A 12,888-nucleotide genomic window follows, 5' to 3' on the forward strand; every position below is an offset into this window, starting at 1 on the left:
GGACGGGCCAATGCGCCTCGGAATAGTCGGAACCGGCGGAATGGCGGCAGAGATGGCCCGCGCGGCCCGGCATGTGCCGGGGCTGACGGTCAGCGCGGTCCTGTCGCGCCGCGTCGCGGGCGCCCGGACGTTCTGCGACACGCACGCCCCCGGCGCCCGCGCGACCGAGGATCTGGGCGATGCGCTGGGCGGGATCGACGCGCTTTATATCGCGACGCCGCCTGGCATCCACGCGTCCTACCTGCGCGCCACGATCGCGGCCGGGGTTCCGGTCTTGTGTGAAAAGCCGCTGACGCTGTCCTCCGCCGATTGCGCCGAGATCCTGGGCAAGGCGCGTGCCGACGGCGTTCTGGTGATGGAGGCGATCTGGACGCTGGCCCTTCCGGCCTACCGGGCCTTTCGGGACCTGGTCCGGGCGCGGGCCGGCGACGCGGGCGGCCAGCTTTTCTTCGACTTCTCCATGCCCCTGATCGCGTCCGAGGATGCGCATTACTTCAATCCCGGACAGGGCGGTGTCCTTCTGGACCGGGCCGTCTACGGCTATGCGGCGGCGATCGCCATCAACGGCCCCGTGCAGTCGCAAGAGGTTCACGTCACCCGCCGCGCGGATGGATTGGACACAAGCGCGGACCTGCGGCTGACGCATGAGGGCGGCGGCGCATCCTTTATCACCTTGTCCTTCGATCGGCTTGGCCCCAACCGGCTGGATGTCGCGCTGCCGGAGGGTCTGGCCAGCCTCGCGCCCGGGTCGCTGCTTCCCGAGATCCTGTCCTGGAAGGCTGCCGACCTGTCCGGCGGCGCGCAGGGGGCGCGGGCGGGGTTGAAGTCGCGGTTGAAGGCCCTGCCGATGCTGCGCGCGCTCAAGGCAAGGGCCCCGGCGCGGGGCGCCTTCCTGAGCTACGGTGCCACCTGCTACGTCCCGATCCTGACGGAGTTCAAGGCCGCAGTCGAGGCGGGGCGCAGCGAAAGCGCCCTTGTTCCCCACGCGCTGAGCCAAAGCATCGCCGCGCTGACGGAAGCCGCGCGCGGGACGGCGCCAGGGACGGCGGCCCCATGAAGCTCGGCTATTTCCTCAACGCCTACCCGATGACCAGCACGACCTTTATTCGCCGCGAGATCGAGGCCCATGAGCGGGCAGGGGTGGCGATCGACCGTTTCGCGATCCGGCCCTGGGGGCAGGGGCTTGTCGATCCGCGCGATGTCGCGGATGCGGACAGGACCTACTACCTGTTGCGCCAGGGCGTGCCCAAGATGCTGGGGCAGGTTCTGGGCGAACTGGTCTGCAACCCGCGCGGGTTTTTCCGGGGGCTTGCCTCGGCGGTTTCCCTGGCGCGGCCCGCACGGGGCAAGCGGTTGAAGCATGTTGCCTATTTCGTCGAAGCTGTGCTTTTGAAGGCCGAGGCGTCGCGGCGAGGGATCGACCACCTGCACACGCATTTCTCCACCAACTCCGCCACGGTCGCGCTGCTGTCCTTCCTGATGGGTGGACCCAGCTACAGCATGACCATCCACGGCCCCGACGAACTGTGGGAAATGGCGGAGAACTCTCTGACCGCGAAGGTGCGCCACGCGACCCTGATTGCCGTGATCAGCGACTACTGCCATTCGGTTGTGAACGGCTTCACCGAAGGCAAGTATGCGGACAAGATCCGTGTCGTGCGCTGCGGCCTCGATCTGCGCGACTTCGCCCCTCCCGGCGATGTGTCGGACAGTCAAACGCTCGTCTGTGTCGGGCGCCTGTGCGAGGCCAAGGCGCAGGTCCTGCTGGTGGAGGCCTTCGCGGCGGTTGCGCGCGACTTCCGCGGGGCCCGGCTGGTCCTGATCGGGGACGGCGATCTGCGCGCGCCGATCGAGGCGCGCATGGCGGCGCTTGACCTGGGGCAAAGCGTGGTACTGGCCGGCTGGAAGAAGAACCCCGAGGTCGCCGATGCGCTGGCGGGCGCGCGCGCGCTGGTCCTGCCGAGCCTCGCCGAGGGGTTGCCGATCGTGATCATGGAGGCCTTCGCGCTCGGCCGTCCGGTGTTGACGACCCGGATCACCGGCATCCCGGAGCTCGTGGACGCCGCCTGCGGCTGGTTGGCCGAGCCCGGCGATCAGGCGAGCCTTGAGGCCTGCCTGCGCGCGCTTCTGTCCGCAGACCCGCAGACGCTTTCCGCCATGGGCCGCGAGGGCCGCGCGCGGGTCGAGCGTCTGCACGACCAGGACCGCAACGCCGCCGAACTGCGCGACCTGATCCTGGCGTCGCGGGGGGGCTAGAACGCCTTCAGAAGCCGGGTCGTTTCCGGGTCGAGGAAGCCCGCGACGGTCGCGTCGGTCTCAAGTTCCAGCGCGCGGTTGAGGCCGCCGGCGGTGGCCTGGTTCAGAACCCGCTTCATCGCGCGCACCGACAGCGTCGGCAGCGCGGCCAGTTGCGCCGCAACCCTGCCTGCCTCTTCCTTCAGCGTGGCATCCGGCACGACCCGCCAGGCCACGCCGCAGTCCTTCAGTTCCGAGGCCGTGTAGCGCTGGCCCAAGAACAGCATCTCCTTCGCCTTCACCGGGCCGACAATCGCGGGCAGCAGCGATGTCACCGCGCCGGTCACGAAAAGATTGAGCGAAACCTCGGGGAAGAATGCCTTGGCGCTTTCGGCCCAGATCGGGAAGTCGCAGTTGATCGCCCACTCGAAGCCGCCGCCGACCGCCCAGCCGTTGATCGCGCCGACAACGGGCTTTGCCCCGAAGACGATGGCCACGGTCGCGCGCTGGATCGCATCGACAAGGGCGCGCGCCTCTTCCTCGGTCTCGGGGTGGACGTGTTCGTGGCGATCGTCGCCCGCGCAAAACGCGCGGCCCTCGCCGGTGAAGACGATGGCGCGGGTGGCAGGGTCGCGGTTGGCGTCGTCGAAAGCCAGCGCCACCTCGTCGATCAGCCGCCGGTTCATGGCGTTGAGCGCGCCGGGACGGTTCAGCGCGATGGTCCGCACGCCTTCGCCGGTCATGGTCGACAGGATCGTGTCGTAGGTGAAATCGGTCATGGATGGCTCCTGATCACGCGTTTGGTCTTGCCCTCGGTCACCGGGAAGGTGCCCGAAGGCACGATGGTCACCCGGGCGGTGGCACCCAGCTTGGACTTGAAGGCCGCCTCGATCCGCAGCGCCAGCGTGCCGTCGTCGGCGCGGCCCTTTGCCAGTTCCGCCTGGACCGGCAGCGCGTCGTAAGGCGGCGGGCTGTCCAGAACGATGCGGTAATCGCCCGAAAGCTCGGCAAAGCTGGTGACGACCGCCGCGACCATGGTGGGGAACATGTTGAGACCCCGCACAACCACCATGTCATCCGACCGTCCGATGACGCGGAAGCGGAAGCCAGCGCAGCCGCAGCGGCAGGTCTCGGTCGCGTCCACGGCGATGATGTCGCCGGTGCGGAAGCGGACCAGCGGCTGGCATTCGCGCTCCAGATGGGTCAGGACCAGTTCGCCCTCCGCACCGGCCTCAAGCACCCTGGGGGCGCCGGTATCGGGGTCGATCAGTTCGGCATGCAGCACGTCATGGGCGACGAAGTGCAGCGCGGTGTCGTCTTCGCATTGGGCCGCGAAGTTGCAGAAGACATCCGATACGCCGTAGTTCGAATTGCGCGCCTCCATCCCCCAGGTGTCGCGGAACCGCTGGCGGAAGGCCGGATCGTCCAGCCCCGGTTCGCCCCCGAACAACCCGAGCTTCAGGCCCAGGTCGGCGGGTCTCAGGCCGGGGAATTTCTCGGCCACCACACGTTCCAGCACCGCGGGGTAGGAGGGCGTGCAGGAAATGGCGGTGATCCCGGTTTCCAGAATCGTGCGCACCAGCAGCTCGGTTGAGCCGACGCCGAAGGGGACCACCGTCGCGCCCGTCCGCTCCAGCGTCAGGTGGTCGGTCAGCCCGCCCATCCACATCTGGTAATTCAGACAATGCACGACCATCATTCCGGGCCTGAGCCCCGCCAGCGCCTGCGCCCGGCCGCCGACAATCTCCGTCACCTCGCAGTCGCGCGCGCTGAGCGCGAGGTTCATCGCCTGGCCCGTCGTTCCCGAGGTGCGGTGCAGACGGCTGACCCGGTCGCGGGGCGCGGCCAGGTAGTCGCCGAAGGGCGGGTGCGCGGGCTGCGACAGCCGCAGGTCGGCCTTGTCGGAAAAGGGCAGTTCGCCCAGATCCGCCAGCCGCCGGGGCGGGGTCTTGCCGTTCCAGATCCGCTGGTAGAAGGCCGAATGCCGGGCGACGTAGCTGCCCTGCCGTTCCCAGGCGGCCTGGCGGTGTTCTGTCAGGTCCGACAGGGGAATGCGGTGTCCGTTGTCGATCAGGCTCATGGCGCCATGCCTCGTTTCCAAAGATCGGTGAGCATCTCCAGCACCGCCTCGCGATCCTCGGACAAGGCGCCGACCCAGGGGTCGCCGGTGATGAAAAGGGCGGAAAGATACTGATCGACCATGCCGCCAAGCGCGTAGGCCCGGCGCGTCAGGTCCTCCTCCGACCGCGCGGCACCCGCGTGGCGGCGCAGGGAGGAGCGGACCACCGTCTGAACCCATTCCCGGTTCAGCCGCTGGAAGGCCGCGCGGGCCTCGGGGAAGGTATCGACACCCACGACAAGGCATTTCATCAAGCCTGCGTTTTCCTCGAACAGGCGCCGATAGGCGGCGGTCGTGTTGCGGACCGCGTCGCCGGGCTGGCGCGCGGCGGCGCGCATGCGGTCCTGCAGGTGATCGACAAAGGCGCTGAGGACGGCGCTCGCCAGCGCGCTCTTGTCTGAGAAGTAGAGGTAGAAGGTGCCGTGCGCGATCCCGGCGTGTTTGCAGATGGCGGCGACGGTCAGGGTGTCAAGCGGATGGGCGCCAAGAAAACCGGCGCCGGCGACCAGAAGGTCGGTGCGCGTCCGCTCGCCCTTGCGCATCCCGTCGCGGCCGCGCGCGATCCAGTCGGCGAAGCCCGAGGGCTGACCGTTCGAGGGCGTCTGGCGCTGATCCGGAAGGCCCATGGCCGCTCTCATCCAAAAAACTGATACTGATATCATATTTGTTTTTATATTTGTCAAGCGTCCCGTGCGGCGGGGCGCTTCGTCCTTGTGGCGCGGCCGCGGTGGCCGCGCCCTGTGCGATGCAGCGGCGTGTCAGATTTGGCTGCGATCATGACGGTTTCAGCATTTCTGTATTGGCCTGAGAAGCGCATTGTGCGCCCAGATTCCAACGCCCCTCAGCCGAAGGCTTTGCCCGCATGATGACGAACTCCGAGGTCCTCTCTCTCCTCCTTACCCGGCGCCCGTGGCACTCGTTGCCGCAAGCCTTTTACCGTGACGCCGGCGCCTATGAGGCCGATCTGGCACAGATCTGGTACAAGGACTGGATCTACGCCGTGGCCGGTCCCGAACTGCCCAAGACCGGCAGCTATGTCACGGTCCAGATCGGCACCTATTCCGTGATCGTCGTGCGCGGCGCGGACGGCATCGCGCGAGCCTTCCACAACTCCTGCCGCCACCGCGGCAGCCGGATCTGTTCGGCCGAGAAGGGAACCTCTCCGAAGATCGTCTGCCCCTACCACCAATGGACCTACGAACTGGACGGGCGTCTTCTCTGGGCGCGCGAGATGGGACCGGATTTCAAGCCCGGCGACCACGGCCTTGGCGCTGTCCACTGCCGCGAAATCCAGGGCATGATCTTCATCTGCCTTGGCAAGGAGGCGCCGGACACCGCCGCGCTTGAGGCGCAGGCGGCGCGCTACCTCGCGCCGCACGACCTGTCGAACCTCAAGGTCGCCCACCAGTCGAAGATCATCGAGAAGGCGAACTGGAAGCTGGTGCTGGAAAACAACCGCGAATGCTACCACTGCAGCGCGAACCACCCGGCGCTTTGCGTGACCTTCCCCGACGACCCGAACCTGGTCGGCGCGGACGACTCGACCTCTTCGAACATGGGCAAGGCGCATGTCGAGCGCTGCGAGGCTGCGGGCCTGCCTTCGAAATACGCGATTGCCCCGTCCGAGCAGTGGCGCTTTGTCCGCATCCCGTTCCTGGGCAATGGCGTCAGCTATACGATGGACGGCAAGGCGGCGGTCACCAAGCGCGTGGGCTCGATGCCTTTCGACAACGCAGGCTCTTGCCTTTACTTCCATTACCCGAACACTTGGAACCACTTCCTGTCGGATCACGTCCTGACCTTCCGCGTGCTGCCGATCGGGCCGGAGGAGACCGAGGTCACCACCACCTGGATGGTCCACAAGGACGCGGTGGAGGGCGTGGACTATGACCTGAACCGCCTGACCGAGGTCTGGATCGCCACCAACGACGAGGACCGCCGCATCGTCGAGGAGAACCAGAAAGGCATCAACACCCCGGCCTATGTGCCCGGCCCCTACAGCCAAGTCGAAGAAGGCGGCGTGAACCAGTTCGTGGACTGGTATTGCCGTTCGCTTCAGGCCGGCCTTGTCGGCCGCGCAGCCGTCGCCGCGGAGTAACGCCATGATCCCGATGCCCCGCGAAGACACGCCGGTCTGGAAGGACAGCGAGCCGCTTGAATGTGTGATGGTGATCCCCGAGGCGCCGGGCGTGAAGACCTTTTCCTTCCGCCCGCCTTCGGGTGCGACCTTCGTCTACCGGGCGGGCCAGTTCATCACGCTGGACCTGCCGGTGCCGGGCGGAAACGTGCAGCGCACCTACACGATCTCCTCCTCTCCGGTGTCGAGCGCCTATATAACGGTGACGGTCAAGGCTCAGGCGGATTCCATCGGCACGCGCTGGATGCTCGATCACCTGCAGCCCGGGATGCGGATCAAGGCCTTCGGGCCTGCGGGCCTGTTCCATCTGCCGCGGCAGCCGGACGGGAAGTATCTGTTCATCTCCGCCGGGTCGGGTGTCACGCCGATGATGTCGATGGCCACCACGCTTTTCGAGCGGGGAGAGGACCCCAACATCTGCTTCATCCAATGCGCCAACCGGCCGGTCGAGCTGATCTTCCGCCGCAAGCTGGAGTTCATGGCCGGCCGCATCAGCGGGCTGCAATTGCACTTCGTGGTGCAGAACAGCGACCCCTACGAGGTCTGGACCGGCTATCGCGGCACCTTCAACCAGCTGATGCTGGGTCTGATGTGCCACGACTACCTGGAACGCGACGTCTATTGCTGCGGGCCCGAGGGATTCATGAACGCGGTGCGCGAGATCCTGATCTCGCTCGGCTACGACATGGGCCGGTACCACCAGGAATCCTTCGCCGCGCCTGCCGAGACGGTCGAGGACATCACGGTCTTCGACGACTTCGTCCCCGCCGACGAGGCGCGCGCCGAGATCCGGTTCGCCCGCGCGGGTATCTCGGTCGACTGCTCCGAGACGGACACCGTGCTTCAGGTCGCCAAGGGGTCGGGTCTGCCGGTGCCTTCGGGCTGCAACTTCGGGATCTGCGGGACCTGCAAGGTCAAGAAGATCTCGGGCGAGGTCCTCATGGTGCACAACGGCGGTATCAGCGAGGAAGATATCGAGGCGGGCTATATCCTGGCCTGCTGCTCGAAGCCGATCGGAACGGTGGAGGTCGACGCCTGAGGGCAGCGATTTCCGTTCAGAAGTGAAAGCCCGGCGTGGTTCCCGCGCCGGGCTTTTTCGTCAGACGTGGCGCACGAGGCGGATCGCGTCGTAGATCGCCGCATGGGTGTTGCGCGCAGCGACCGCGTCGCCGATGCGGAAAAGCTGGTAGGCGCCTTCCGGGTTGCGCGTGACGGTCTGCGGCTGGCCGGCGACCATGGCCTCGTAGTCCACCTCGCCCTGGTTGACCGAACCGTCGCGCAGGTCGAAGTAGAGATCGTCGAGCGGCCGCGTGCCGTGGTTGACGATGACCTGGTCCACGCGACGTTCGCGGCTGACCCCGCCGTAATCGCTGCCCAGGGTCGCGATCAACTCGTTGCCGTCGCGGCGCACCGCGTCGAGCTTCCAGGTGACCGTGAAGGTCACGTCGCGCTTTTGCAGTTCACGCATGGAAGGGGTTAGCGACATGGCCATAACCTCGGGCACGAAGGTCCGGTCGCGGGTCATGATCTCGACCTTGGCGCCGGTCGCAGCGATCTTCTCGGCCGCCTGAAGCGCGGGATAGTCGCCCGCGTCGTCATAGATCAGCACGTTCGAACCCGGTTGCGCGTCGCCCGACAGGATGTCCCAGGTGGACACGACCAGCGGGTTGCCGTCCTCCAGCACCTCGGTATGGGGCAGGCCGCCGGTGGCGACGATCACCACATCGGGCTTTTCAGCCAGAACGGTGTCGGCATCGGCGAAGCTGTTGAAGCGGAATGTCACGCCAAGGCGTGTACATTCCTCGAACCGCCACTGGATCAGCTGGATCATCTCGGCCCGGCGCGGGGTTTGCGCCGTCAGGCGCACCTGGCCGCCCGGATCGTTCGCGGCCTCATGCACGATGACCTCATGCCCGCGCTCGGCGGCGACGCGCGCCGCCTCAAGCCCCGCCGGTCCCGCGCCGATGATGACGACGCGCTTGCGGGTTTCCGCCTTGGCGATCGCGTGCGGCTGTTCCAGTTCACGGCCCGTCGAGGGGTTGTGCAGGCAAAGCGCCATTCCGCCCTGATAGATCCGGTCGAGGCAGTAGTTCGCGCCGACGCAGGGGCGGATGCGCTCCTCCTCGCCGCGCATGATCTTGGCGACGATGTGCGGGTCGGCCATGTGGGCGCGGGTCATGCCCACCATGTCGAGCTTGCCCGAGGCGATGGCGTGGCGCGCAGTTGCGACATCCTGGATCTTGGCGGCGTGGAAGGTCGGGAAGTTGGTCGCGGCGCGCACCTCGCCCGCGAAGTCCAGATGGGGCGCGCTGCGCATGCCCTGAACCGGGATCACGTCGGTCAGCGCCGCGTCGGTTTCGATATGGCCCTTGATGACGTTCAGGAAGTCGACCATCCCGCTGTCCTTCAGGCGTCGCGAGATCTCCAGCCCGTCCGCTTTGGTCAGACCGCCGGGCATGTCCTCGTCCCCCGTGTAGCGGATGCCCACGATGAACTCTGGCCCGACACGCTCACGGATCGCTTTCAGCGTGTCGAAGGTGAACCGCAGCCGGTTGTCGAGGCTGCCGCCATAGGGGCCGTCGAGGTCGTTGGTCAGCGGCGACCAGAACTGGTCCATCAGGTGGCCGTAGGCCTGAAGCTCGATCCCGTCGAGGCCGGCTTCCTTCATCCGCTCGGCGGCGTCGGCGTAGTCCTCGATGATGCGGGCGATGTCCCAATCCTCGGCCTTCTTCGGGAAGGCCTTGTGCGAGGGCTCGCGTTCATGGCTGGGGGAGACGACGGGCAGCCAGTCGGCCTTGTCCCAGCGCGTGCGGCGGCCAAGGTGGGTCAGCTGGATCATCACCGCGCAACCGTGGTCGTGGCATTCGTCGGTCAGCTGCTTCATCCAGCCCACGACCTCGTCCTTCCAGGCCAGGATGTTGTTGAAGACCGGCGGGCTGTCGCGCGCGACCGAGGCCGAGCCCGCCGTCATCGTCATCGCAACCCCAGCCTTGGCACGCTCTGCGTGATAGGCCCGGTAACGCGCCTTGGGCATGCCATCCTCGGGATAGGCCGGTTCGTGGCTGGTGATGATCAGGCGGTTCTTCAGCGTCAGGTGCTTGAGCTGGTAGGGTTGAAGCAGCGGGTCGTTGGACATCGGGGGCTCCCTATCGATATGAAGGCAAAATCCAAAAAATGTTCACCTGTGTCAAGAAAAAGTTCATGAGTGTTGATTTGGATTGAGCGGGCTGCGGCGGCGCAGTATGCTTGTGCCATGGATGACGCGCACGCATGTGACGAAGACAGAAAGGCGACCGGCTGGCGCGGCTCCCGCGAGGGCTGGCTTGAGGCTGCGAAGGCAGCGTTTCTGGAAAGCGGGATCGAGGCGGTGAAGATCCAGCCGCTCGCCAGTCAGCTTAACCTGTCACGCACCAGTTTTTACTGGTTTTTCAAGGATCGCGCCGCAATCCTTGATGCGTTGCTCGAACATTGGGATGAAACCAACACCGCGGCCCTTGTCAGCGCCTGCGACGCCTATGCCGAGACGATCACCGAGGCGGTGCTGAACCTTCTGAGCGTGTTTCTGGATGACACCCGCTTCCAGCCGCGCCTTGATTTCGCGATCCGGGGCTGGGCGCATCAGTCCGACGCCGTGATGGCCCGCGTGGCCGCGGCGGACGAACGCCGGCTGGCAGCGATCAGGGGCATGTTCGAACGCTTCGGGCTGACGGGGGCAGAGGCCGACGTGCGCGCGCGAACCGTCTACCTGGTCCAGATCGGCTATATCTCGATGCAGGTGACGGAAAGCCTCGCCACCCGGATGGCCCGCATCCCCGCCTACGTCAAAACCTATTCGGGTCAGACCCCGAGCGAACGGGAAATGGCGCGTTTCCAGGCGGGACTCGGATACCAGCCAGAGCCGCGTTGACACGACGCGCGGTTCGCGCGGCGGACCGCCACGGAATGGCTTTTGTCTCGCCCGAAAGATGCATAGAATCGGGCGTATGAACGCGCTACATCCCGCCCCGCTGACCCGCGACGCCTTCCGCGCCGAGATCCTTCGCCACCTGACCTACACGGTCGGGAAGGATGCATCGCACGCCTCCCTTTACGACTGGCGGATGGCGCTGTCCTTTGCCTTGCGTGACCGGATCGTCACGCCTTGGTTCCACGCGACCCGCCGCACCTGGGCGGAGGACCACAAGCGGGTCTACTACCTGTCGATGGAGTTCCTGATCGGCCGCATCCTTGAGGACGCCGCCATCAACCTCGGCCTCAGGGAGGTCGCGGCCGAGGCGCTGGCCGATCTTGGCCAGGACTTCGCGACCGTGGCCGCCACCGAACCCGACGCGGCGCTTGGCAATGGCGGGCTGGGGCGGCTGGCGGCCTGCTATATGGAAAGCATGGCGACGCTTGGCTGTCCGGCCTACGGCTACGGGATTCGCTACGAACACGGCCTTTTCCGGCAGGAGTTCGAGAACGGCCAGCAGGTCGAACTGGCCGAGGACTGGCTGTCGCAGAAACACGCCTGGGAATTCGAGCGCCCCGAATGCGCCTATACCATCGGCTTCAAGGGCCAAGTGGAGACGCAGCGCGGGCGCAGCGTCTGGGTGGCTGGCGAAAGCGTGCGTGCCTCGGCCTATGACACGCCGGTCGTGGGTTGGGCGGGACGCTGGGCGAACACGCTGCGGCTTTGGGGGGCGCTGCCCACGAAGCGCTTCGATCTGGCGCGGTTCAACAGCGGCGATTATGCGGCCGCTGCCGAGTCCGAGACGCTGGCCCGGACCATCAGCCGCGTTCTTTACCCGGAGGACGCGACCTATCAGGGCAAGGAGCTGCGCCTGAAGCAGGAATACTTCCTGACCTCCGCCGCGATCCAGGACATCCTGCGGCGCTACCTCGACAGCCATTCGGATCTGCGCGCGCTGCCCGCGAAGGTCGCGATCCAGATGAACGACACCCACCCCGCGCTGGCCGGGCCGGAACTGATCCGGATTCTGACCGACCACCACGGGATCGGCTTTGGCGAAGCGGTGGAAATCGCGCGCGCCTGTCTGGGATACACCAATCACACGCTGCTTCCCGAGGCGTTGGAGCGGTGGTCGACCTGGCTCATGGGCAATGTCCTGCCGCGCCACATGCAGATCATCGAGCGCATCGACGAGGATCACCTCAAGGCGCATCCGAAGCGGCCCCATTACGTGGGCATCGTCAAGCACCACGAGGTGCGGATGGGCGAGCTCGCCTTCATCTCGTCCCACCGCGTCAACGGCGTCTCGGCGCTGCATACGGACCTTGTGAAGGCGCGGCTCTTCCCCGAGCTTGACGCGCTTCATCCGGGCCGGATCGTGAACCAGACGAACGGCATCACGCCGCGCCGCTGGCTGCGCATGGCCAACCCGCGCCTTGCGACGCTGGTCACTGAGGCCATCGGCGCCGGGTGGGAGGATGATCTGGACCGGCTCGCGGGGCTTGAAGGGCATGTGGGCGACGCCGCCTTCCGCGAGCGCTTCGCGGCCGCCAAACGCGCGAACAAGGCCGAAACGGCGGATTGGATCCGGCGGGCGACGGGGACCACGGTGTCCCCCGACGCGATTTTCGACGTGCAGGTCAAGCGTATCCACGAATACAAGCGCCAGTTGCTGAACCTCCTGCACACGATCGCGGTCTGGCACGACATCCGCCAGAACCCGAACGCCAACCATGTGCCAAGGGTCAAGATCTTTGCCGGTAAGGCTGCGCCGGGATATGTCGTCGCGAAAGAGATCATCCACCTGATCAACGACGTGGCCGGCGTGATCAACGCCGACCCCGCGACGCGCGACCTGCTGCGCGTGGTCTATCCGCCGAACTACAACGTCTCGATGGCCGAACGGCTGATCCCGGCGGCGGACCTTTCCGAGCAGATCTCCACCGCCGGGAAGGAAGCCTCGGGCACCGGCAACATGAAGCTTTCGCTGAACGGGGCGCTGACGATCGGCACGCTCGACGGCGCCAATGTCGAGATCCGCGATCACGTCGGGGCCGAGAACTTCTTCCTCTTCGGCCTCACCGCCGAGGAGGTTCTGGAGCGCCGCAAGGACCCTGACCACGCGCGCCACGCGATCATGGAAAGCCAGATGCTGCAAGACGTGCTGCAGATGCTGGCAGAGGGCCGCTTCAGCCCCGGTCAGCCAGGGCGCTACCACGGCATCGTCGATCGCGTCTGGAACCACGATTACTTCCTGGTCGCGTCCGACTTCGCCTCCTACTGCGCGGCGCAGCGCGCGGTTGATGCCGCCTATCAGGACGGTGACGGATGGTCGCGCAAGGCGGCGATCAACACCGCGCGGATGGGATTTTTCTCGTCAGATCGCGCAATTCGCGGTTACATGAGGGATATCTGGAACACCGGTTCGGCGCTCTGAGCGCCGGGGAA

General features: G+C 66.4%; 10 protein-coding genes. 6 read left to right on the forward strand and 4 right to left on the reverse strand.

The window, feature by feature from the left end:
- The first annotated feature begins 10 nt into the window (after positions 1-10).
- A complete protein-coding gene (locus tag OE647_RS03290) occupies positions 11-1,057 on the forward strand; it encodes a Gfo/Idh/MocA family protein (RefSeq protein ID WP_263720225.1) in 1,047 nt (348 codons plus the stop codon).
- Positions 1,054-2,256: a glycosyltransferase family 4 protein gene (locus tag OE647_RS03295; protein ID WP_263720226.1), complete on the forward strand. Its 1,203-nt coding sequence runs from the start codon at positions 1,054-1,056 to the stop codon at positions 2,254-2,256. Before OE647_RS03290 ends, OE647_RS03295 begins: the two co-directional genes overlap by 4 nt.
- Here OE647_RS03295 and OE647_RS03300 read toward each other — a convergent pair.
- The 3 genes from OE647_RS03300 to OE647_RS03310 are packed head-to-tail and all read right to left on the reverse strand — an operon-like array spanning position 2,253 to position 4,980.
- Positions 2,253-3,014, reverse strand: a complete 762-nt coding sequence (locus OE647_RS03300) for an enoyl-CoA hydratase/isomerase family protein (protein WP_263720227.1) — start codon at positions 3,012-3,014, stop codon at positions 2,253-2,255. The two genes, OE647_RS03295 and OE647_RS03300, sit on opposite strands and share 4 nt — an antisense overlap.
- Positions 3,011-4,315 carry a phenylacetate--CoA ligase family protein gene (locus OE647_RS03305; RefSeq protein WP_263720228.1) on the reverse strand — a complete coding sequence of 435 codons (1,305 nt, stop codon included), beginning with the start codon at positions 4,313-4,315 and terminating at the stop codon, positions 3,011-3,013. Before OE647_RS03305 ends, OE647_RS03300 begins: the two co-directional genes overlap by 4 nt.
- Positions 4,312-4,980, reverse strand: coding sequence for a TetR/AcrR family transcriptional regulator (locus OE647_RS03310; RefSeq protein WP_263720229.1), 669 nt, complete (start codon positions 4,978-4,980; stop codon positions 4,312-4,314). Before OE647_RS03310 ends, OE647_RS03305 begins: the two co-directional genes overlap by 4 nt.
- A 236-nt stretch (positions 4,981-5,216) precedes the next feature.
- Between OE647_RS03310 and OE647_RS03315 the strand changes: the two genes are divergently transcribed.
- Positions 5,217-6,452, forward strand: coding sequence for an aromatic ring-hydroxylating oxygenase subunit alpha (locus OE647_RS03315; RefSeq protein WP_263720230.1), 1,236 nt, complete (start codon positions 5,217-5,219; stop codon positions 6,450-6,452).
- A gap of 13 nt (positions 6,453-6,465) precedes the next feature.
- Positions 6,466-7,530: an FAD-binding oxidoreductase gene (locus OE647_RS03320; RefSeq protein WP_263720315.1), complete on the forward strand. Its 1,065-nt coding sequence runs from the start codon at positions 6,466-6,468 to the stop codon at positions 7,528-7,530.
- Positions 7,531-7,590: 60 nt separating this feature from the next.
- On the opposite strand, the gene OE647_RS03325 is transcribed toward OE647_RS03320, so the two are convergent.
- On the reverse strand, positions 7,591-9,627 hold the full coding sequence (locus OE647_RS03325; RefSeq protein WP_263720231.1) for an NADH:flavin oxidoreductase: 2,037 nt from the start codon (positions 9,625-9,627) through the stop codon (positions 7,591-7,593).
- 117 nt (positions 9,628-9,744) lie between these two features.
- Between OE647_RS03325 and OE647_RS03330 the strand changes: the two genes are divergently transcribed.
- Both OE647_RS03330 and OE647_RS03335 read left to right on the forward strand, forming a co-directional pair.
- Positions 9,745-10,398, forward strand: a complete 654-nt coding sequence (locus OE647_RS03330) for a TetR/AcrR family transcriptional regulator (RefSeq protein ID WP_263720232.1) — start codon at positions 9,745-9,747, stop codon at positions 10,396-10,398.
- A 76-nt stretch (positions 10,399-10,474) separates the two neighbouring features.
- Complete coding sequence (locus OE647_RS03335) at positions 10,475-12,877, forward strand: glycogen/starch/alpha-glucan phosphorylase (protein ID WP_263720233.1); 2,403 nt, start codon at positions 10,475-10,477, stop codon at positions 12,875-12,877.
- Positions 12,878-12,888: the final 11 nt, after the last annotated feature.

This window comes from Albidovulum sediminicola (assembly GCF_025751575.1).
Lineage (GTDB): Bacteria > Pseudomonadota > Alphaproteobacteria > Rhodobacterales > Rhodobacteraceae > Albidovulum > Albidovulum sediminicola.